Source organism: Streptomyces sp. W1SF4 (assembly GCF_003950035.1).
In the GTDB taxonomy this organism is placed as follows: domain Bacteria; phylum Actinomycetota; class Actinomycetes; order Streptomycetales; family Streptomycetaceae; genus Streptomyces; species Streptomyces racemochromogenes.
Genome location: NZ_CP034350.1, coordinates 3218703 through 3240378, shown reverse-complemented (window position 1 = coordinate 3240378; position 21676 = coordinate 3218703). Strand labels below are relative to the sequence as shown.

The 21676-nt window shown below is 73.0% G+C and carries 18 protein-coding genes and 1 tRNA gene; 10 read left to right on the top strand and 9 right to left on the bottom strand.

Annotation, left to right across the window (positions count from 1 at the left end; translation table 11 throughout):
- Positions 1-32 precede the first annotated feature (32 nt).
- Positions 33-887 (top strand): hypothetical protein, encoded by an 855-nt coding sequence (locus D1J60_RS14920; protein WP_125821426.1) that lies wholly within the window; start codon positions 33-35, stop codon positions 885-887.
- A gap of 160 nt (positions 888-1047) precedes the next feature.
- On the opposite strand, the gene D1J60_RS14915 is transcribed toward D1J60_RS14920, so the two are convergent.
- The 3 genes from D1J60_RS14915 to D1J60_RS14905 all read right to left on the bottom strand — a co-directional run bounded on the left by D1J60_RS14915 (position 1048) and on the right by D1J60_RS14905 (position 3410).
- Positions 1048-1260, bottom strand: a complete 213-nt coding sequence (locus tag D1J60_RS14915; protein WP_125601481.1) for a DUF397 domain-containing protein — start codon at positions 1258-1260, stop codon at positions 1048-1050.
- 183 nt (positions 1261-1443) lie between these two features.
- Positions 1444-2328, bottom strand: coding sequence for a helix-turn-helix transcriptional regulator (locus tag D1J60_RS14910; protein ID WP_125821425.1), 885 nt, complete (start codon positions 2326-2328; stop codon positions 1444-1446).
- Between the two features lie 332 nt (positions 2329-2660).
- On the bottom strand, positions 2661-3410 hold the full coding sequence (locus tag D1J60_RS14905) for a GPP34 family phosphoprotein (RefSeq protein WP_125821424.1): 750 nt from the start codon (positions 3408-3410) through the stop codon (positions 2661-2663).
- A gap of 185 nt (positions 3411-3595) precedes the next feature.
- On the opposite strand from D1J60_RS14905, the gene D1J60_RS38635 reads away from it, so the two are divergent.
- From D1J60_RS38635 to D1J60_RS14890, 3 genes are all read left to right on the top strand, one after another.
- Positions 3596-6580, top strand: coding sequence for a hypothetical protein (locus tag D1J60_RS38635; protein ID WP_277607496.1), 2985 nt, complete (start codon positions 3596-3598; stop codon positions 6578-6580).
- A 203-nt stretch (positions 6581-6783) separates the two neighbouring features.
- Positions 6784-8433: an MFS transporter gene (locus D1J60_RS14895; RefSeq protein ID WP_241253564.1), complete on the top strand. Its 1650-nt coding sequence runs from the start codon at positions 6784-6786 to the stop codon at positions 8431-8433.
- Positions 8434-8521: 88 nt separating this feature from the next.
- On the top strand, positions 8522-8725 hold the full coding sequence (locus D1J60_RS14890; protein WP_241253275.1) for a hypothetical protein: 204 nt from the start codon (positions 8522-8524) through the stop codon (positions 8723-8725).
- Positions 8726-8787: 62 nt separating this feature from the next.
- On the opposite strand, the gene D1J60_RS14885 is transcribed toward D1J60_RS14890, so the two are convergent.
- Positions 8788-8860 (bottom strand) — tRNA-Arg (locus D1J60_RS14885).
- Positions 8861-9025: 165 nt separating this feature from the next.
- Here D1J60_RS14885 and D1J60_RS14880 point away from each other — a divergent pair.
- Complete coding sequence (locus tag D1J60_RS14880; protein WP_241253274.1) at positions 9026-10252, top strand: cytochrome P450; 1227 nt, start codon at positions 9026-9028, stop codon at positions 10250-10252.
- On the opposite strand, the gene D1J60_RS14875 is transcribed toward D1J60_RS14880, so the two are convergent.
- The 3 genes from D1J60_RS14875 to D1J60_RS14865 form a co-directional block, all read right to left on the bottom strand.
- Positions 10206-11177, bottom strand: coding sequence for an endonuclease/exonuclease/phosphatase family protein (locus D1J60_RS14875; protein ID WP_125821422.1), 972 nt, complete (start codon positions 11175-11177; stop codon positions 10206-10208). The two genes, D1J60_RS14880 and D1J60_RS14875, sit on opposite strands and share 47 nt — an antisense overlap.
- 54 nt (positions 11178-11231) lie before the next feature.
- Positions 11232-11714: a RidA family protein gene (locus tag D1J60_RS14870; RefSeq protein ID WP_007264664.1), complete on the bottom strand. Its 483-nt coding sequence runs from the start codon at positions 11712-11714 to the stop codon at positions 11232-11234.
- A gap of 177 nt (positions 11715-11891) precedes the next feature.
- Entirely contained in the window at positions 11892-13169 is a 1278-nt protein-coding gene (locus tag D1J60_RS14865) for a M6 family metalloprotease domain-containing protein (protein ID WP_125603662.1), read from the bottom strand.
- A gap of 282 nt (positions 13170-13451) precedes the next feature.
- On the opposite strand from D1J60_RS14865, the gene D1J60_RS14860 reads away from it, so the two are divergent.
- The 3 genes from D1J60_RS14860 (at position 13452) to D1J60_RS14850 (ending at position 16703) form a co-directional block, all read left to right on the top strand.
- Positions 13452-14108, top strand: a complete 657-nt coding sequence (locus D1J60_RS14860) for a TetR/AcrR family transcriptional regulator (protein WP_125821421.1) — start codon at positions 13452-13454, stop codon at positions 14106-14108.
- A 123-nt stretch (positions 14109-14231) separates the two neighbouring features.
- Complete coding sequence (locus D1J60_RS14855; RefSeq protein WP_125821420.1) at positions 14232-15773, top strand: MFS transporter; 1542 nt, start codon at positions 14232-14234, stop codon at positions 15771-15773.
- A 147-nt stretch (positions 15774-15920) separates the two neighbouring features.
- A complete protein-coding gene (locus D1J60_RS14850) occupies positions 15921-16703 on the top strand; it encodes a class III extradiol ring-cleavage dioxygenase (protein WP_125824036.1) in 783 nt (260 codons plus the stop codon).
- Here D1J60_RS14850 and D1J60_RS14845 read toward each other — a convergent pair.
- The gene (locus tag D1J60_RS14845) at positions 16700-17353 is read right to left on the bottom strand and encodes a Uma2 family endonuclease (protein ID WP_125821419.1); all 654 of its coding nucleotides are present in this window, start codon (positions 17351-17353) and stop codon (positions 16700-16702) included. The two genes, D1J60_RS14850 and D1J60_RS14845, sit on opposite strands and share 4 nt — an antisense overlap.
- Positions 17354-17896: 543 nt before the next feature.
- Between D1J60_RS14845 and D1J60_RS14840 the strand changes: the two genes are divergently transcribed.
- Entirely contained in the window at positions 17897-18874 is a 978-nt protein-coding gene (locus tag D1J60_RS14840; protein WP_125603666.1) for a sigma-70 family RNA polymerase sigma factor, read from the top strand.
- Positions 18875-19016: 142 nt separating this feature from the next.
- Here D1J60_RS14840 and D1J60_RS14835 read toward each other — a convergent pair whose 3' ends face one another.
- On the bottom strand, positions 19017-19958 hold the full coding sequence (locus tag D1J60_RS14835; protein WP_125821418.1) for a YafY family protein: 942 nt from the start codon (positions 19956-19958) through the stop codon (positions 19017-19019).
- 62 nt (positions 19959-20020) lie between these two features.
- Between D1J60_RS14835 and D1J60_RS14830 the strand changes: the two genes are divergently transcribed.
- Entirely contained in the window at positions 20021-21583 is a 1563-nt protein-coding gene (locus tag D1J60_RS14830; RefSeq protein WP_125821417.1) for an MFS transporter, read from the top strand.
- Positions 21584-21676: the final 93 nt, after the last annotated feature.

The following is a 21676-nucleotide window of genomic DNA, read 5'->3' as shown; positions in this document are numbered from 1 at the left end:
ACAACTGACGGAACATCAGATAGACCGGTGCCATGACGAGAGACGAGCGGGAACGAGAGGACACCCGGGCCGGCGACTACGCGGAGCTCGCGGCCGTCGGCCCGTACGGGGTCCGCCCCGGCCACGCCCTGATCACCATGGTGGAACCGCACCCGGGCCACGAGTACGCGTACAACCGCTGGTACGAGGACGACCACTACTACGCCGGCGCCATGGCCATGCCCTGGATGTACGCCGGCAGGCGCTGGGTGGCCACCCGCGATCTCCAGGAGCTGCGCTACCCGGAGAAGTCGGCGGTCGCCCAGCCCGTCACCGCGGGCTGCTACCTGTCGACGTACTGGGTCACCGAGGGCCGCTACGACGAGCACATGAAGTGGACCGTCGGCATCAACAAGCGCCTGGGCCGCGACGGCCGGGTCTACCAGGACCGCACGCACGTCTTCACGGCCTTCCAGGACCACGAGGCCACGGTCTACCGCGACGGGGCGGCCGGCCCCCGGGACTTCCACGCGCTCGACCACCCGTACGCCGGGCTGGTCCTCCAGGTCGTCGACGCCGACGGGCCCGGGCGGCGGGCGGAGCTGCTGGAGTGGCTGCGCTCCAGGGCGCTGCCGCGCCGGCTGCACGGCTCACCGGCGGCGATGGTGACGGTCTTCCGGCCGACGCCGCTGCCCGGCGACCGGATGACCTACGTCAAGCAGGTCGAGGGGGTCGACACCCGGCTCACGCTGCTGTGGTTCCTGGAGGCCGACCCGCGCACCTGCTGGGACCGCTTCGAGGGGCTGGACGCGGAGGTCGCCGAGTCGGGGCTGGGGCGGGTGGAGCTGGTCGCGCCGTTCGTCCCGACGGTGCCGGGCACCGACCGGTACGTGGACCGGCTGCGCTGACGGCGGTCAGCTGACGGCGGTCGGAGGGCGGCTGACGGCGGGCGGCGGTCGGAGGCGACGGCCGAGCGGTGCGGGACACGGCCGAGCCCCCTCGGCCAGGACGGCGGGCCGGTCGAGAGGGCTCCGTACGGGGTTCTGCTGTGTGGGGGGTTCCGACGGTTCAGGCGAGGCGCCCCAGTCCGCCCTCGACCACACCGGTGACGAAGGAAGTCCAGGAGCCCGGCGCGAAGGTGAGGGACGGACCGTCCTGCACCTTCGAGTCGCGGACGGCGATGGCCTGCGTGACGGGGGACTTGACCTCGACGCAGGCACCGTTCCCGCCGGAGTAGGAGGACTTGGTCCAGTTTTCCGTGCCGCCCTGACGAATAGCCATGTTCTTCTCCGGTTCAGCGAGTAGTTCCGGTTGCGTGCCGGCCGGGGATTTCCCAGGCCGACGTGATCGACGCTACCGGCAGCTCCCGATGGCCGAAGGGAGCATTCACTCGACCGGGTGGCATATTCCATTCAGGCCTTCTGTGGCCGGGGATCGACGGTGTACCGTGCTGGCCCCCGGCGCTCAGTTCGCCTTCGCCGCGTGCTGTTCGATGATCTCGGAGATGAACTGCCGGGTCTGGTCCACGTTGAGGGCCTGGGCGCGCAGGTGCTCGTACATCACGCTGTATTTCTGGACGTCGTTGGCCTTCTCCAGGTACAGGTCGCTCGTCACGCCCTCGATGTAGACGACCGTCGAGTCCGAGGCGTCCGGGAATTCCAGAATCGCGTACTGCCCGTTCATTCCCGGATGGGCGCCCATCGTGAAGGGCATCACCTGCACGGTGATGTACGGCTGCTGCGACTGCTCTATCAGGAACTCCAGCTGCCGGACCATCAACTGCGGGTCGCCCACGTGCCGGCGCAGCGCCGCCTCGTCGATGACCGCCCACAGGCGCAGCGGGCCGACGTCCGGGTTGTTGTTCTCCGTCTCGGACAGCCGTTTCTGGCGGTGCATGCGCACTTGGACGCGCTTCTCCACATCGGCCGGCGCCGTCTCGGGCAGCGCGCCGCGGATGAGCGCCTGGGCGTACTCGGGCGTCTGGAGCAGGCCGGGCACCATCTGGGGCTCGTAGGTGCGCAGGCTCGCCGCGTCCGTCTCCAGGCCGATGTAGACGCTGTAGGGGATCTCGCCGAAGGCGTGCCACCAGCCCTGCTGGCGGGAGTCCTTGGCCATCTGCATGAGGGAGTCCACGAGCCGGGGGTCCTCGACCTCGTACACCTCGCACAGGTCGCGGACGTCGCGCTGGCTGATGGACCGGCGGCCGTTCTCCAGACGGCTGATCTTGGACTGGGAGACGAGGAGGCGCTCGGCGACCTGCTCGGCCGTCATGCCCTTGTCCTCGCGGAGTTTGCGCAACTCCATGCCCAGTCGGCGGCGTCGGACGGTGGGATTGACATTGGACGCCACGTGGACGGCACCTCCGCCTTCTTCTGTCGCTGTCTCGCTGAGTGTCTGGTGTTCAGCAGAGTGCCACCGAAGGGTGCGACGGCGCTGGGGAACGCGGGAAAGCGGCACGCGGGGTGGCGAAGCCGTCTCGTCGGCCTCGCCACCCCGCGCGGGCGGCTCCGGGACCGGGTCTTGGGGGACCTCCGGCCGCGGTGTCGGTGGATCTGGTGGATCTGGCGGATCTGGTGGAGCTGCGGATCCGTGGATCGGTGGATCAGCGTTTCCGTGGGTCGTGCCCCGCCGGTGGGTCAAGGGGTGTGGCGGGCCGTGCGGGTCGTACGCGTACCCCTGGTTCAGTGCGCGGCCGCGCGGGCCATCGCACCCGTCCGGCGCGGCTGCAGCGGAACAGCGCCGCTCGCCGTGGCCCGGACGGCCGGCTGCGGCTGCGGCAGCGCGGCGCGGTCACGGCGCGGCTGTGCGGCCACGCCGTTCTGGACGTCCATCACGGCGTGCGCGACGAGACCGCCCATCGGGTCGTGCCGGATCAGGTCCCGCAGCCGGGACCTGGACGACCGCCCCTCGTTGCCGGGGTACAGGTGCTTGCCGAGACCGACCGCGTGGGCCAGCGCGGCGAGCGCCGCGGTCCGCGGGTCCGGCGGTACGCCGGTGCGGATCGCGTTGTCGAGCCGGGCACGGATCTCCCGGCTGATCGCCGTGTCGGTCGCCTGGTAGCGAGTCGTCGGCAGCACCCCGCACATCTGTCCCGCGACGGCATGCACCATGCCGCAGCGCTCCAGGTGCGCGAGGTAAATCTGGCGGAGCCCCAGCCGGGGTCCGCCGATCCAGTGGACGGCCCGTACCGGGCTGCCGCGCCTGCGCAGCAGTTCCAGTGCGGAGTCCAGAGTCGGATCTCCTGTCGGCCGTGGCATCACCACGGCGATACGATCCCCGTCAGGGGCTATCCGTCCTGCCAGAGCCAGCTCCACTAGCTGTGCCCCGGCCAGGCCGAGGTCGAGCGACTGCGGCTGCGCCGTGGTACCCGTGGCCGGGTCCAAAGCGAGCAGCAGAAGCTCCTCCGGAATTGTTCTGCGGCTCCTGCCCATCCATGCCTCCCCGCGTGGATGAGTGACAGGGTGACGCCTCTCACATTCATCTGTCGAGAGTGCCTGTTCGCTTTGGGCGGGAACCAGTAGCTATGTCGTTCTCGTCTAGCGGTTGGGCGATGCCCCCTAGACGGGACACTGTTAGACGGTTCGGACAGTGACCGGACAGCGATCGAGGAGGAACGGTGGCGGGCGAGTCCCCCGACAAGTCGGTAGATGAAGGAGCGTCCGGGGAGCAGGACCCGAGGCTGTCGGTCTTCCAGCCGCGAGACCCGCTGAAGGAGGCCGTGGCGGCGTGGGTCGCGGCGGACGAGCCGGGTGAGCGGACGGAGGACGCGGAGTCCGGTTCCGGGTCCGCCCCGTCACGCCCGTCCCCCGGTCGGGTGGACCCGAAGACCCCGGCGGCGGGCGTGGTCCGCCAGTCCGCTCCGCGGGACGACGAGAAGCCGGCCTCCCCTTCGGCGGACTCCGAGGAGCCCTCCGCTCCCGCGAAGCCGTCCGGCGACGCCCGCCCCACCGCGTCCGGCACGGCGAAGCCGGACCCCGCCCCGGAGCCGGAGAAGCCGGGTTCCGCTTCGGCGAAGCCGTCGGGGGACGTACGGACCACCGCGTTCGGCGTGGTGAAGCCGGACCCCGCTCCGGAGCCGGAGAAGCCGGGTTCCGCTTCCGCGAAGCCGTCCGGCGACGTACGCACGACCGAGTTCGGCGCGGTGAAGCCGGATTCCGCCCCTGAGGCGGACAAGCCGGCCTCCGCTTCGGCGCCCTCGGAGAAGCCTGACGCTGCCGCGAACCCGTCGGGGGACGTCCGCACGACCGCGTTCGGCGTGGTGAAGCCGGACCCCGCTCCGGAGCCGGAGAAGCCGGGTTCGGGTTCGGCGAAGCCGTCCGGGGACGTCCGCACGACCGCGTTCGGCGCGGTGAAGCCGGACCCCGCTCGTGAGGCGGAGAAGCCTGACGCTGCCGCGAAGCCGTCGGGGGACGTACGCACCACCGCGTTCGGTGTCGTGACGTCGGACCCCGCTCCCGAGGCGGAGAAGCCGGGCCGGGACCCGCGTACGGCCGCCGCCGACAGCGAGCGCACGGCCGTCTTCCGTACCGTGAAGCCGGGTTCCGCTTCGGCCGAAGCCGAGAAGCCGTCCGCGGACGCGGAGAAGTCCGCCGCGAAGCCGGGCCGGGACCCGCGTACGGCCGCCGCCGACAGCGAGCGCACGGCCGTCTTCCGTACCGTGAAGCCGGGTTCCGGTTCCGCGCCCGAAAAGCCGTCCGCGGACGCGGAGAAGGCGGAGAAGGCGGAGAAGCAGGCCGCACCCGCGGCGGACTCCGACAGCGAGCGCACCGCAGTCTTCCGTGCGGTGAAGCCGGGTTCCGGCTCGGCGGCCGCCGGGAAGCCCGCCGCGCCCCCGGCGGACTCCGACAGTGAGCGCACCGCCGTCTTCCGCGCCGTGAAGCCCGGTTCCGCTTCGCCCGACGCGGAGAAGGGGAAGCCGGCCGGCAAGCCCGCCGCCGACACCCGCACCACCGCGTTCGGCGTGGTCAAGCCGGACACCGGGAAGTCCGCCGCCCCGAAGCCCGAGACGGCCAAGCCCGGCACCGACCGCCCCGGCCCCGCAGGCACCGGCACGGCCAAGCCCGGCACGGACCGCCCCGGCGCCGCAGGCCCCGGCACCGCCGCGCCCGGGAAGCCCTCCCCCACGCCCGGCGCCGCAGGCACCGGCGCCGCGGGCAAGGGCGACAGCGACCGCCGCGTCAGCACCTTCGTACCGTTGCGCGGCGAGGGCGAGGCCGCCCCGGCCGCCAAGCCCCCGGTGCGGCCCACCCCGCCGCCGCCCCCGCCGGCCCGGCCCAGCCTGGACCCCAGCGAGCGGACCACCCAGCAGCCGCTGCCGCCCCGGCCGCCGCTCGACATGCTGGCGGACCTCACCAACAACCCGCCCCCGCCGCCCACCCCGATGCGGAACGTGGTCCGGCGGGTCAAGATCTACGCCCCGCTCGTGCTGCTCCTCGTCATCGTGCTCGCCGTCGTGCAGCTGGTGCGCCCGCTGCCCGCGCCGAAGCTCAAGCTGACCGCGAAGGCCACGTACACCTTCTCCGGCGGGGCGCCGAACCTGCCCTGGCCGACCGAGGGCCAGGCCTCCATGGCCGCCGCCGGCCTCGGCACCATCGGCAGCTCCGGCGAGCAGAAGCCGGTGCCGATCGCGAGCGTCACGAAGTCGATGACGGCGTACATCATCATGCGCGACCACCCCTTCAAGAAGGGTGAGAAGGGCGCGATGATCGACGTCGACAAGACCGCCGAGACCGAGGGCCAGAAGGACAAGTCGGACAACGAGTCCACCCTCAACACGGTCAAGGAGGGCGAGAAGATCTCCGAGTACGACGCGATCGCCGCCCTGATGATCCCGTCGGCCAACAACATCGCCCGGCTCCTCGCGCGCTGGGACTCCGGTTCCCAGGAGGCGTTCGTCAAGAAGATGAACGACACCGCCAAGGAACTCGGCATGACCAACACCACCTACACCGACCCCTCGGGCCTGGACGCCACCACGGTCTCCACCGCCGAGGACCAGGTGAAGCTGGGCCTGAAGATCGTCGAGATCCCGGCGCTGGTGGACATCACCCGCATGCCCGCCTGGACCGACCAGACCGGCAAGGTCTGGCAGAACTGGAACCGTCTGGTCCCGTTCAACGACTCCCTCGGCATCAAGACCGGTACGACGACCAAGGCCGGCGGAAACCTCCTCTTCGCCGCGCAGAAGAAGGTCGGCGACACCAACCAGCTGCTCGTCGGCGCCGTCCTCGGGCAGCACAAGCCGCCGATCATCGACACCGTCATCGCGCAGAGCCGCTCCCTGCTGATCGCCACGCAGAAGGAGGTCCAGGGCGCGCCCGTCGTGAAGAAGGGGCAGGTCGTGGGCTACGTGGACGACGGCCTCGGCGGTCACACCCCGGTCGTCGCCACCGCCGACGTCCAGGCCGTCGGCTGGTCCTCGCTGACCGTGGACATCAAGCTCGGCGACGGCGGCACCGCGATCCCCGAGTCGGCGAAGGCCGGGACCCAGGTCGGCGTGCTGACCGTCGGCGACGGCGCCAGCCAGGTCAAGGTGCCGGTGGCGCTCCAGCGCGCGCTGGAGACCCCGGGCTTCGGCAGCAAGCTGACCCGGATCGGCTGACGACTGGCGGGCGCGGCGCGGCGCCCCGGGCAACCCCGGGGCGCCGTGCCACGTCCTGGCAGTCGTACGAGAGGGTGTCGTCCGTGACCACAGCCGAGCAGCAGCAGACGGGGGCGCCGGCCGGCCGGCCGGAGCCGCCGCGCGGCCCCGGCGCGCCCGCGCGCCCGCCCCGCCGCACGCCCGGCTGGGCGCACCGCCACCCGGTGCTCGTGGCGACCGCCGCGGCGGCGGCCCTGCACGTCGTCTGGTTCTTCTGCTTCGCCAACAGCGGCGGGGACCTCGCCGCGCAGGACGCGTGGGCGGAGTTCGTCGGCCGGCACCCCGACACGGCGTACAACCTCGCCTGGTACGGGGGCATGCACCCGGTCTCGTACAGCGTGGTGTCGCCGTACGTGATGCACGTGCTCGGCGTCCGGACCACCATGATGATCGCCGGCACCGCCTCGGCCGGGCTCCTCGCGCTGATCCTCACCCGCTGCCGCGGAGCCGTCCGGCGCCCCCTGTGGCCGGCCCTGGCCGGGGTCTACGGGCTGCTGTGCAACGCCCTCTCGGGCCGGGTCACCTTCGGGCTCGGCACCCTCTTCGCGCTCGGGGCCGTCGCCGCCGTCTTCTGCTGGCCCCGCAGGTGGGCCCGGCGGCGCTGGGCCAAGGCCGCCGTCGCGGCGCCGCTGGCCGGGCTGGCGACCGCCGCGAGCCCGGTGGCGGGGCTCTTCCTCGGGGTGGTCGCGGCCGCGCTGTTCCTGAGCCGGCGGCGGCCGGGCGCGTACGCCCTCGGGCTGGCCCCGGTGGCGGTCGTGGGGCTGTCGGCGTGGCTGTTCCCCTTCTCGGGGACGCAGCCGATGAGGATCGGTTCGGCCGGCCTGCCGTTCCTCCTCGGCCTGGCCGTCGCCCTCCTCGTCCCGAAAACATGGCGGACGGTCCGGACGGCCGCCGCCGTGTACGCCCTCGGGGTGTTCCTGACCTGGGCGATCGACTCCCAGGTCGGCTCCAACGTCACCCGGCTGGTCATGCTGTTCGGCGGGGCGGTGCTGCTCGCCGCCCTCCCGTACGCGGCCCCGCGCACCCGGCGCCGGTACGCCCTGCTGCTGGCCTTCGCCGGGCTCACCGCCTGGATCACCACCAACAGCGTCACCGACGTCGTCCGCACCACCCCGGTGGCCGCCTGGAACCGCGAGCTGGCCCCGCTGGTCGACCAGCTCGGCAAGGCGGGCGCCGACCGGGGCCGGGTCGAGGTGGTCCCCGCCAGCAGCCACCGCGAGTCCTCGGCCTTCCCCGCGTACGTGAACCTCGCGCGCGGCTGGAACCGGCAGGCCGACCTCGAGCGCAACCCGCTCTTCTACGACGACACCCTCACCGCCGAGAGCTACCGGGACTGGCTGGACCGCTGGGCCGTGCACTACGTGGTGCTGCCCGCCGACAAGCCCGACTCGGGCGGGGAGGCGGAGGCGGCGCTCGTGCGCGGGGGCCTGCCGTACCTGAGCCAGGTGTGGGGCGACGAGAACTGGCGGCTGCTGCGCGTGGACGCCCCCGCGAGCCTGGTCTCGGGGCCCGCGCGGGTGGTCCGGGCGGGCGCGGACCAGCTGGTGCTGGAGGTCTCGGCGCCCGGCCGCGTACTGGTGCGGATCCCGCACTCCCCGTGGCTGGGCCTGGTGGACGGCGCGGGGAAGCCCGTAGCGCCGCCCCGGGACGCGAACACGTCCGGCTGCCTGTCCAAGGCGGCCCCGGACGCCGCCGGGGACGTCTGGACGGAGCTGCTGGCCCCGGCGCCGGGGGAGTACCGGGTCTCGGCGAAGTACCAGCTCCCGCGCGGCACGCCGTGCCCGGAACAGCCGGTCCCCTTCCCCGCCCCCTGATCCAGGTGCATCGGGCCTAATCTATGCATACGATCCCATTAATCCGATGTGAACCGATTGGGTGCTTCCCGAGGGAGTTGACGACGGGATGAGCAAAGAGAAGAAGCAGGACGTCCAGACGGCCATCGCGAAGGCGACGGACCGCCTCCAGCAGCCCCGGACCCAGGCCCACGGCTTCGAGGGCCCGGTCCGCAGCAAGGTGAAGGGCGGCGCCCACACCAAGGCGGCCCTCAAGCGCGCCGGCACCCCCCAGGGCGACCGCATCGGCGAACGCAGCAGAGGCCTCAGCTGACCCCCCGCCGCCCCGAACGCCGAAGACCCCCAGCCACACCGGACTGGGGGTCTCCGCACACGTGCCCCCGGCAGGATTCGAACCTGCGACACCCGCTTTAGGAGAGCGGTGCTCTATCCCCTGAGCTACGAAGGCGGGACTGCCCGGACCCGGCCCGGTGTTGCGGCCCGGTCCTCGGCTGACCGCTCAACAGCCTAGCGGATCGTGGGGTGCGGGTGGCGCCTCTTAACCTGGGTCCATGATCCGGCGTGCGCGGGGCCGTCGGCGAGGGGTGGGGGTGTCGTGGCCGGGGGCGTTGACGTGGGGGTTCTGCCGCAGCCGTTCGGGGAGGGGTTCCGGGACGATCCGTACGCCGTATACGCGCGGTTGCGCGCGCAGGGGTCCGTGCACCGGGTCGCGCTGCCCGACGGGTCGGCGGTGTGGCTGGTCACGCACGAGGCCGACGTGCGCCGGGGGCTCGCCGATCCGCGGCTGTCGGTGGACAAGCGGCACGCCGGGGACGGGTTCAAGGGGTTCGCGCTGCCGCCGGCGCTCGACGCCAACCTGCTCAACATGGACGGCGACGACCACCTGCGGCTGCGCCGGCTGGTCGCGCAGGGGTTCACGCCCCGGCACGTCGAGGGGATGCGCACGTCGATCCGGGCCGCGGTGGACCTGTTCGCCGGCCGGCTCGCCGCCCGGGTCGCGGAGGACGGGACGGCCGACGTGGTCGCCGAGTTCGCCAGGCCGCTCCCGCTGAAGGTCATCGGCGACCTCTTCGCCGTCCCGGAGGCGGACCGTGAGCGGTTCTCCGGGTGGGTCCTGACGATGCTCGACCCGGCCGGCCGCGAGGAACTCGCCCGCGCCGTCGGGGAGATCCACCGGTTCTTCACCGCACTGGTCGCCGAGCGGCGCGCCGCGCCGGGTGCGGACGTCCTGTCCGGCCTGATCGCCGCCCGCGACGTCGACGACCGGCTGAGCGAGGACGAACTCGTCTCGCTCGCCTTCCTGATCCTCATGGCGGGCAGTGAGAACGTCCAGCACCTGCTGGGCAACGGGTTGTTCACCCTGCTCACCCATCCCGAGGAGGCGGACCTGCTGCGGCGGAAGCCCGAGCTCATGCCCGAGGCCGTCGAGGAGCTGTTGCGCCACTCCCTCGCCAACCACACCGCCATCCGCCGCTTCCCGACCGAGCCCGTCGAGATCGGCGGCGTACGCGTCCCCGTCGGCGACACCGTGCTCCTCTCGCTCGGCGCCGCCCACCGCGACCCCGCCCGGTACCCGGACCCGGACCGCTTCGACGTCACCCGCGCCGACAAGGCCCACCTCGCGCTCGGGAACGGGCTCCACTACTGCCTCGGCGCGGCCCTCGCCCGCACGCAGCTCACCCTCGGCCTCGGCGCCCTGCTGCACGGCCTGCCGGAGCTCCGACTCGCCGTGCCGGCGACCGAGTTGGCGTGGACCACCACCTTCAGGTTCCACGCGCTGCGCGCCCTGCCGGTCAGTACCGCAGCGACGCCGCCACCGGCAGGTGGTCGCTCGCGGTAGCGGGCAGGGTCCACGCCGAGACCGGGGTCAGCCCGCCCCGCAGCAGGATCTGGTCGATCCGGGCGACCGGGAACCGGGCCGGCCAGCTGAGGCCGAAGCCGGCGCCCGCCTCCTCCTGCGCGGCGGTGAAGCCCCGCGTCACCGGGGCGAGCGCGCCGTCGTCCGTGGTGCCGTTGAAGTCCCCGACCAGCAGGGTCCGCCCGCCCGGCCCTTCCCGCAGCCGGGCGGCGAGGTTGCGGGCGGCCTCGTCGCGGTTCTCCGTGGCGAAGCCGCCGGTGCCCAGCCGGACGGAGGGCAGGTGGGCCACGTACACGGTGAGCGGCCCCTTCGGGGTGTCGGCGGTGGCGCGCAGCAGGAGCCGCCACGGCACGATCGGGGTGGCGTCCGCGTCCCGCAGCGGGAAGGTGCTCCACAGCCCGACCGTGCCCCGCACCACGTGGTACGGGTGGCTCGCGGCCAGCTCCCGCTCGTACGCGTCCAGCGCGGGCGGCGTCAGCTCCTGGAGGGCGATCAGCTGCGCCCCCGAGGCGGCGACGGCGCGGGCGGTGCCCGCCGGGTCGGGGTTGGCGTCGTCGACGTTGTGCGTGACGACGCTGAAGTCGGCCGGCCCGCCCCGCGAGCCGTCGCCCAGGGCGGGCCCGTACGCCCACGCCCAGGCCAGGGCGGGCAGCAGTACGGCGGCCAGGGCGCCCCGGGAGCGGCGCAGCAGGGCGGCGGCGAGCAGGGCGGGCACCGCGAGGGCGGTCCAGGGCAGGAAGGTCTGTACGAGGCTGCGGGGGTTGCCGTGCGCCGGCCCGCCGGGCAGCCAGGGGTGTGCCACCAGGACCAGGGCGGTCAGGACGGCGAGGGCCGCGACCGCGCCCCCGCGGGGAGGGCGGAGCCGGGCCGCGGCTCCCCGGCGGCGGGGTGTCACGTACGGGGTCATGCCCCGGGTGACGCGCCCGGCGCGCCGGAGGTTCTGCCTCCGCGCGGGCCGGCCTCACACCCCCATCGGCGTGTGCAGCTCCACGGTGATCTCGACCTCGACCGGGGCGTCCAGCGGCAGCACCGCCACCCCGACCGCGCTCCGGGCGTGGATGCCCGCGTCGCCGAAGGCCGTGCCGAGCAGCTCGCTCGCGCCGTTGACCACGCCCGGCTGGCCGGTGAAGTCGGGGGCGCTCGCGACGAAGCCGACGACCTTCACCACCCGCTTGACGGCCGACAGGTCCCCGGCGACGGAGGCGACGGCGGCGAGGGCGTTCAGCGCGCACTGCCGCGCGAGCTCCTTGCCCTGTTCAGGGGTGACCCCGGCGCCGACCTTGCCGGTGACGGGCAGGGCGCCGCCGGTCATGGGCAGCTGGCCGGAGGTGTGGACGTAGTGCCCGCTGACCACCGCCGGTACGTACACGGCGACGGGCGCGGGGGCGGGCGGGAGTTCCAGCCCGGCCGCCGCCAGGCGTTCCTCGGGGGTGGTGGGGGTCACGGTCACGGAGGGCCTCCTCGGGCCGGACTGGCCGGCAGGGCGGACGGGCGGACGGGGCGGACGGGGCGGACGGAGCGGACAGGGCGGACGGGGTGGACGGGCGGACGGAGCGGGCAGAGCGGGCAGGGGGCCGGGCGTCAGGGCACGGGGCCGGGCGTCAGTGCACGGGCACGGGCGTCAGGGCCGGGTCACGCGGATCTGGTAGCGGCCGTTGCGGAGCTCGCCCACCACGGCGATGGTGATGCCCGACTTCTCGTCGGTGAAGGTCTCGCCCGGCCGGAACGGCGCGTCCGACAGTTCGGCGTGCACGTTGGGCCGCCGCGTGCAGCCGCCGCTGCCGCTCGCGCTGTCGGAGACGGTCACCGGCCCGCGCCCGGTGTCCACGTCCGAGTCGACCTTGTAGATCAGCACGCCGGGCTTGCAGACGGCCTCGTCGTTGCCGGCGCGGGTGCGCACCTCCACCGCGTAGCCGGCGCTCTCGGAGAGCGGGACGAAGGCCAGCTTCATGCCGCCCTCGACGGCCAGCGGGGACAGGACGTGGTCACTGGTGCCGGAGGCGGAGGCGCAGCTGATCTGGCTGCTGTCGAGCCAGCCCAGCTTCCACTTGTGCCAGCCGAGGAGGTCGTTGTTGGCGCCCCAGTCCTCGCTCATGATGTCCCAGTGGCCGACGGTGCCGCCGCCCTCGGCCGTGTACAGGTCGGGCAGTCCGAAGACGTGCCCGTTCTCGTGGGGGAGGACCCGGTAGCCGGTCTCCCGGTAGGAGCCGGAGCCGTCGTCCTGGCGGCTGTAGACGAAGGACGTGTTGGCGAGCGGGACCCCGTCGGCCATGGGCGCCTCGCCGTTGCCGGAGAAGGTGACCGACAGGACGGTGTCCAGGGCGGACGGGCCGGCGTTCGGGGTGACCAGGATGTTGACCAGGTCGTACCGGCTGAAGTCCACCTCGGCGTCGGCGGCCTTCGCGATGTGCTCGACGAGCTGCCGGTAGCCGGGCTCGTACGGGGACCCGCGTTCGATCCCGTACGCCGCGAACGGCATCGGCATCCGCAGCCAGTCCCGCACCGGTGACTCGGCGCGGTAGTTGAGGCGGCCGTAGGAGCTGGTGCGGAACCAGTCGGAGGTCTGGGGGAAGAACTCCGCCAGCCGGTCCATGGCCGTGCCCTCGCCCTTGGCGTCCGGGAAGTCGATCATCAGGTTCAGCGCGCGGACCTCGCCGGTGGAGCGGGAGTACCCCGGCGGGGTGGGCAGGCCCTCCGACATCTGGACGCCCATGGTCCCGGTGATCCGGCAGGGTGCCAGTACGGATTCGGCGCTGGTGGCGACGGGGCCGGCGGCCGACTGGCCGCGGCCGGATATCCCGCCGCTGGCGGTGGCGGTGACGCCCAGGGCCAGCGCGGTGAGGCCGATGAACGCGCTGGTGCGACAGGGTCTGCGTATCCGGCGGCGGGTCTGCGGCATGGAGATCGCCTTCGGTCCGCGGCAGCCGGCCGGGTCCGGACTGCTCTCTGTGGGCTCACCCTCCGACGATTGCGACACGCCCGCGCGTCGAAAGCCGCCGAATGTGATCCGACCGGGGCAAAAGCCCCTCCTGGGAGTGTGGCGCAGCTCACACTCACGAGTGAAATAACCGGGGACTGGATCCCCGTTTGAACGAGAGTCCCACGAAGCGGGGACCGGCTCCCCGGTTGGCGGGGCCGCAGACACGGATCCGCCGGATCCCGCGCCCCAGGAGGCACCGGAATGAAGAGTCCCGCCCCCGCGGCGCCCGGACGGGTCCCGAAGCCCCGCGCCGACGCCGTCCGCAACCGGGAGCGGATCCTGGTGGCCGCGCGCGAGGCGTTCGTCGAGTTCGGGGCGGAAGCCCCCCTCGACGAGATCGCCCGCAGGGCCGGCATCGGCAACGCCACCCTGTACCGGCACTTCCCCGACCGGGCGGCCCTCGTCCACCACGTGGTGCTCTACGTGATGGACCGGGTCACCGCCCTGGCCGAGGACGCGCTCGCCGAGGAACCGGACGCCTTCGCGGCGCTCTGCCGCTTCACGCACGGCGCCGCCGACGAGCGGATCGGCGCCCTGTGTCCGATGCTCGCGGCGGGCTTCGATCACGAACACCCCGAACTCCTCGCCGCCCGCGCCGCGTTGGAGGCGGCCGTGGAGCGGCTGGTGGACGCCGGCCAGGGCGGCGGCCTGCTCCGCGCCGACATCGGCGTCGGCGACCTGATGGTCGCGCTGTCCCAGCTCAGCCGCCCCCTGCCGGGGACCGACTGCCTGGGCGTGGAGCGGTTCGTCCACCGCCACCTCCAGCTCTTCCTGGACGGCCTGCGGGCCCCGGCCCGGTCCGAACTGCCCGGCACGGCGGCCACGTTGGACGACCTGAGGCGCATGCCCCGGAACTGAGACCTCCCAGAGCCCAGGACTTCGTCAGCCCGGGACTTCGTCAGCCCCATTCGTCAGCCCCAGACTTCGTTTTCCGACATTCAGTAATTTTTCAGTCATCCGCACAGTGAAGTGGGTACCCCCATGCCGAAAACAGCCGCGAGCACCGCGCCGGCTGCCGTCGACCCCAGCCGCTGGAAGGCCCTGGTCTTCATCGCCCTGGCGCAGCTGATGGTCGTCCTCGACGCGACCATCGTGAACATCGCCCTCCCCTCCGCCCAGACCGACCTCGGCATCTCCGACGGCAACCGCCAGTGGGTCATCACCGCGTACGCGCTGGCCTTCGGTGGCCTGCTCCTCTTCGGCGGCCGCATCGCCGACAAGTGGGGCCGCAAGAACGCCTTCGTCGTCGGCCTGGTCGGCTTCGCCCTGGCTTCCGCCCTCGGCGGCGCCGCGACCGGCGAGGCCATGATGCTGGGCGCCCGCGCCCTCCAGGGTGCCTTCGGCGCGCTGCTCGCCCCGGCCGCGCTCTCCCTGCTCGCGGTCACCTTCACCGACGCCAAGGAGCGCGCCAAGGCCTTCGGCATCTACGGCGCGATCGCGGGCGGCGGCGGCGCCGTCGGCCTGATCCTCGGCGGGTTCCTCACCGAGTACCTCAACTGGCGCTGGACCTTCTTCGTCAACATCCCCTTCGCGGTCGTCGCGGCCGTCGGCGCCTGGCTGGTCATCCGCGAGGCGGCCGGCTCGCGCAACAGCGCCCGCCTCGACGTCCCCGGCGTGATCCTCTCGACCCTGGGCCTGGTCGCCCTCGTCTACGGCTTCACCCGCGCCGAGTCCGCCGGCTGGTCGGACACGGTCACCGTGGCCATGTTCGTCGCCTCGGCGCTGCTCCTCGCCGCCTTCGTGTTCGTCGAGTCCCGGGTGAAGTCCCCGCTGCTGCCGCTGCGCGTCCTGCTGGAGCGCAACCGCGGCGGTGTCTACCTCTCGCTGGGCCTGGCCGTCATCTCCATGTTCGGCCTGTTCCTCTTCCTCACCTACTACCTCCAGGTCGTGAAGGGCTTCTCGCCGGTCAAGACCGGTTTCGCCTTCCTGCCGATGATCGCGGGCATGATCACGGGCTCCACCCAGATCGGCGCCCGCCTGATGACCCGGGTCGCCCCGCGCCTGCTGATGGGCCCCGGCTTCCTGCTCGCCGGCGCCGGCATGCTGATGCTGACGCAGCTGGAGGTCGGCTCCTCCTACCCGGCGCTGATCCTGCCCGCGCAGCTGCTGCTGGGCCTCGGCATGGGCACGGCCTTCATGCCGGCCATGTCCCTGTCGACGTACGGGGTCGACCCGGCCGACGCCGGCGTGGCCTCGGCCATGGTCAACACCTCGCAGCAGGTGGGCGGCGCGATCGGCACCGCCCTGCTGAACACCATCGCCGCGTCCGCGACCACCGCCTACCTGACCGACCACGCGGCCGAGGCCGCGGCGGGCGGCCCGGCCGGGAAGCTGGTGCAGGCGCAGGCCATGGTCGAGGGCTACTCGTCCGCGATCTGGTGGGCCGTCGGCATCCTCGTCGCCAGCTCGGCCATCGCGTTCACGCTGATCAACACCGGCCGTCCGGGCCACGGCGGCCCGGTCGCCTCCGGCTCGGGCGCCGGCGAGGACGCCGAGTTCAAGGTTCCGGTGATCGCCCACTGACGGGGCGGTACCGCGTGCGGGAATGACTGACCACCCCGTCTCGTTCAAATTTGAACGAGACGGGGTTAGTCTTTTCGAGGGACCCCGCACCGCACGCACCCACGACCCAGCCCGAGGAGCGCCCCCGTGACCACCGAGACCTCCCGCATGCCGGCGCTGTACCTCAGCCACGGGGCCCCGCCGCTCGCCGACGACCCGCTCTGGCCGGCCGAGCTCGCCGCCTGGTCGGCGGCCCTGCCCCGGCCGCGCGCGATCCTGATGGTCTCCGCGCACTGGGAGGAGGCCCCGCTGGCGCTCGGCGCCGTCGAGGCCGTCCCGCTCGTCTACGACTTCTGGGGCTTCCCCGAGCACTACTACCGGGTGCGGTACGGGGCCCCGGGCGCCCCGGAGCTCGCCGCCTCGGTGCGCGCCCTGCTCAAGGCGCCCGGCACCCCGGTCCAGGACATCCCGGACCGCGGCCTGGACCACGGCGCGTACGTCCCGCTCGTCGAGATGTACCCGGAGGCCGACATACCCGTCCTCCAGATCTCCCTGCCCACGCTGGACCCGGCCCGGCTGATGGACATCGGCCGCAAGCTGGCCCCGCTGCGCGACGAGGGCGTCCTGATCGTCGGGAGCGGCTTCTTCACCCACAACCTGGCCGCGCTGCGGCACACCGGGCCGGGAGTGCCCGGCTGGTCGGCGGAGTTCGACCACTGGGGCCGCGAGGCGCTGGCCGCGCAGGACGTCGACGCCCTGCTCGACTTCGAGGCCAAGTCCCCGGCGGGCCGCCTGGCCCACCCCCGCACGGAGCACTTCGCCCCGCTCTTCGTCACCCTCGGGGCCGCCGGATCCGACCTCGCCGCCCAGCACACCCCGGTGGACGGCTTCTGGATGGGCCTGTCGAAGCGCTCCGTCCAGTTCGGTGCCGCACCCGGCCGGGCCGCCTAGGGGACGCGGGCGGGCCCGGTGACCTGCTCGCCGATCACGAAGCCCCGGGCCGGCCCCTCGGGCACGACCACCGAGGTCCCGTACGGGGCCCGCACCTCGCCCGCGTACCGCGCCTCGTCGGGGACGGGGCCGGTCAGCACGCTGACCGTGCCGTGGCCGTCGTAGTCGTCGACGATCACGTAGACCGGGATCCCGGCCCGGGCGTACGCGCGGCGCTTGCGGACCCGGTCCCGCGCGACGTCCTGCGGGCCCGGGGCGACGACCTCGGCCACCAGGGGCACGCTCGACGCCTTGATGCCCAGCTCCCCCCGGGCGGCGTGCCCGGTGAGGTCGTCCGGGGCGAGGAGCACGTCCGGCGCCCAGGCCTGGTAGCCGCCGACCACGTACATCGCCATGTAGGGGGCGTACGGGCCCCCGTCCAGGTGGGAGGCCAGCCGGGACCGCAGCCGGTTCGCGGTGAGGGCGTGCGTGAACGGCCGCCCCACCCGCCACATCTCGATCAGCCCCTCCACGATCTCGACGCGGAACGTCTCGGGCGGGTCGATGGCCTGCCAGGCCCGCCAGAGGGCCTTGTCGAGATGGGGGTCTGCCTCGGGACGGGCGCTCGTCGGCGCCGCGGTGCGGGACGGCCGCGGGATGTGTGCGATCACCCCCGGCACGCTACGGCCGGAACGGGGCATGCCGTAGGAATATGCCCGCGCTTCACCCGGACGAGGGCCGAATCACCCGGACGGGCGCACGTACGACACGCGTTCGCCGCCTTGGGGTGATATAGGGCGCCTTGCCGCACCTTGTCTTGTTTTCAGCGATTCGATCGCCGGTCCAGGCAACCAGGAGCGGGCGCGGCCCGTCTTCAGGGTGGGAACGCCCCCGCGGGTGGCACCGCCCCGGCTCGAACCGGGAGTGCCGGATGTGACGGCCGTCTCACGGACGCCGTCGCCGCACGGCTCCGCGGGTACCTCGGCGCCGGCCCTCAGGACCGGCCTGACCTGCGCGTTCCCGGGTTCTCGCAGGAGATCGCCGTCCCCCGGTCCGGGGGGTGGCGGGGCAGGATACTGCAAGATCTCGCAAAAGGGAGACCAGCGTGGGAATTCTGTCCCGATTCCAGTCGTTGTTTCCTTTCGGAAGCGGGCACTCGGAAGAGTGTCCGAGGACGCACCGCGACCGATTCATCGCATCGCAAGGGAGCACGCATGGCAACCCGCGCCGTCGCCCGTCGTCAGTCCACGAGCAGCGCCCGCGCTGCGGGCGGGGAAATCGTCGACCGCGACCTGGTCGGCATGTACCTCGACGAGATCGCGCGCACCCCGCTGCTCGACGCCGCCAGGGAAGTGGAGCTCTCGCAGATCATCGAGGCGGGCGTGTACGCCCGGCAGATCCTCGACGGCGAGATAGAGCGTGACGGGGAGATGCCCGCCCGCGAGGAGCTGGAAGCCCTGGCCGCCGAAGGCGAGCGCGCCAAGGAAGTCTTCATCCGGTCCAACCTCCGCCTGGTCGTGGCCGTCGCCCGCCGCTACCCCCGCAGCGGCCTGCCCCTGCTCGACCTCATCCAGGAGGGCAACGCCGGCCTGGTCCGGGCCGTCGAGAAGTTCGACTACGCCAAGGGCTTCAAGTTCTCCACGTACGCCACGTGGTGGATCCGCCAGGCCATCACCCGCTCCATCGCGGACCAGTCCCGCACCATCCGCCTCCCCGTCCACCTCGTGGAGGAGCTCGGCCGGATCCGCCGCATCCAGCGCGAGTTCAACCGCGAGAACGGCCGCGACCCGGAGCACGCCGAGATCGCCGCCGAACTCGACACCACCGAGAAGCGCGTGGGCGACGTCCTGGACTGGGCGCGCGACCCGGTCAGCCTCAACATGTCGGTCGACGACGAGGGCGACACCCAGTTCGGCGACCTGCTGGAGGACACCTCCGCGATCTCGCCCGAACAGTCCGTGCTGTCCCTGCTGCGCAGCGAGGAGCTGGAGGACCTCCTCGGCAAGCTCGACCAGCGCACGGCCTCCATCATCAAGATGCGCTACGGCATCGAGGACGGCCGCGAGCGGACCCTGACCGAGGTCGGCAAGCAGCACGGCCTGACCCGCGAGCGGATCCGCCAGATCGAGAAGCACGCCCTGCTGGAGCTCAAGCGCATGGCCCGCGACACCGGCTTCGACGCCGTGGCCTGACCGGCCCGCCGCCCGCGCGCCCCCGCTCCCTCCCGGACGAGCCCCGGTGCCACCCCCCCCCAGGCGCCGGGGCTCCCCCCCTGCCCCGGACCGCCCTCAGGTCCCTGCCCGGCCGCCCTCAGGCCCCCGCCCGGACCCCCCCTCAGGCCCCCGCCCGGGTCAGCCGCGCACCCAGCGCCCCGGCCGCCTCCGCCAGGGCGTCCGGCCCGCGCACCGTGAAGTCCAGCCCCGTCAGCGCCATCCGGGCCGCCAGCCACTCCGGCGCGTCCCCGCTCTCGAAGCGCACCCGCGCCCCGCCCGCCTCCGGGGCGGCCGCCTCGCGCAGCCACGCCGGCAGTTCCTCGGGCGGCGCGGCGAAGGACACGTCGACCGGGTACGTCCGCTCACCCCGCAGCGCGCGCCGGACGAACTCGGCCGCCTCCATCGGCAGCGGCCGCGGCGTGAACCGGGCCCCCGTCGCGAAGGGCTCGCTCACCCGGTCCACCCGGAAGGTGCGCCAGTCCTCCCGCTCCAGGTCGTAGGCGACGAGGTACCAGCGGCTCCCGGTGCTCACCAGCCGGTACGGCTCCACCAGCCGGCGCGAGTCCACCCCGTCCCGCGCCCGGTACGCGAACCTCAGCCGCTCCGGCCCCGCCACCGCCCCCGCCATCGCCGTCAGCGTCCGCGGGTCCACGCTCGGCCCGTCGCCCCGGGTCACCGCGACCGTCGCCGACTGCAGGGCGCCCACCCGGTGCCGCAGCCGCGCCGGCAGGACCTGCTCGAGCTTCGCGAGGGCGCGTACGGACGCCTCCTCCACCCCCTCGACGGCGTGCCCGGCCCCCGCCCGCAGCCCGACGGCGATGGCCACGGCCTCCTCGTCGTCGAGCAGCAGCGGCGGCATCGCCGCCCCCGCCACCAGCCGGTAGCCGCCGACCGCGCCCAGCGTGGCCTCCACCGGGTATCCCAGGTCCCGCAGCCGCTCGATGTCCCGCCGGATGGTCCGCGGGCTCACCCCGAGCCGCTGCGCCAGCTCGCTGCCCGGCCACTCGCGCGGGGTCTGGAGCAGGGACAGCAGGGTGAGCAGCCGGGCGGGGGTGTCGTTCATACTTCAAGATAGCCAGGTAAGTAGGACACGTCCTGGCCTACATGCCGTCTAGGTTTGCCTCCATGAGCACCGAGACGTCCATGGCATCGCCCGAAAGAGAGAACGGGCCCGTCCCAGAAGAGCGGAACGCACCCGCCGTAGCAGCACCCGCACCAGCCGCCCCCGGCGACGACGCCGCCGCCCCGGGCGACCGCCGCCGCTGGCTGGCGCTCGCCATCGTGATGACCGCGTCCTTCATGGACCTGGTCGACGTCACGATCGTCAACATCGCGATACCCAGCATGCGCCAGGACTTCGGCGCGTCGACGAGTGCCATCCAGTGGATCACCGCCGGCTATGCGCTCGCCTTCGCCGCCGGCCTGATCACCGGCGGCCGTCTCGGTGACATCTACGGCCGCAAGCGCCTCTTCCTCGTCGGCGTCGCCGGCTTCACCGTCGCCTCGCTGCTCTGCGGCATCGCGCCCGACCCGGCCATGCTCGTCGCCTCCCGCCTCCTCCAGGGCGCCATGGCGGCCCTGATGGTCCCGCAGGTCCTCGCGATCATCCACGTCACCTTCCCGCCGCACGAGCGCGGCAAGGTCTTCGGCATGTTCGGCGCGATCGTCGGACTCGGAGCGGTCTCGGGGCCGATGCTCGGCGCGCTCCTCACCGAGTGGGACCTCTTTGGCCTCGAATGGCGCACGATCTTCCTGATCAACCTGCCCGTCGGCATCGCCGCGGTGCTCATGGGCCGCGCGTTCATCTCCGAGTCCAAGGCCCCCAAGGCCCTGCGCCTGGACCTGGTGGGCGTCGTCCTCGCCACGCTCGCGCTGGTCATGCTGATCTACCCGCTCACCCAGGGCCGGGAGAACGACTGGCCGCTCTGGGGCTTCGCCTGCATGATCGCGTCGCCGGTCGTCTTCGCCGTCTTCATCGGCTACGAGAAGCACAAGATCAAGAAGGACGGGTCCCCGCTCGTCGAGCTCTCCCTCTTCCGGATCAAGAGCTTCGCCGGCGGCATCACGGTCCAGCTGGCCTTCGGCCTCGCGACCGGCATCTTCTTCCTCGTCTGGACGCTGTACATGCAGATGGGCCTGGGCTGGACCCCGCTGCACGCGGGCAGCACCGGCATCCCCTTCTCCATCGCCGTCTCCGTCGCGGCCGGCGTCTCGGTCGAGAAGCTCGTCCCGCGGTTCGGCCGCAAGGTGCTCCAGGCCGGCGCGCTGGTCATGGCCGCGGGCCTGCTCCTGTACATCTGGGAAGCCGACCGCTACGGCATGGGGATCAGCTCCTGGCAGATGGCCGCCCCCCTGATCGTGATGGGCGTCGGCATGGGCCTGATCGTCGCCCCGCTGAACGACACCATCCTGTCCCAGGTGCCGCGCGAGCACGCGGGCTCCGCGTCCGGCCTGATCAACACCACCGGCCAGACGGGCAACGCGCTCGGCCTCGCGCTGACCTCCGTCGTCTTCTTCGGGTCCATCGAGGACGACCGGATCTTCGGGGTGCCGTACGCGGAGGCCTTCCGCGGAGCGCTGTGGTGGGTCGTGGCGGTCCTCGTGGTGATCTTCGCGGTGATGTTCGTGCTGCCGCGTCGGCAGATCCCGATGTCGGAGCGCGAGGGAGCCGTGGAGGGCGCCCACTGACGGCCCGCCCCTGGCCGCGGCCGGGACGTGCGGACATGCCCGCTCCCCGAGCGGGCATGTCCGTTTTTCTTTGTTCTCCCCCGGTTCCCTGCA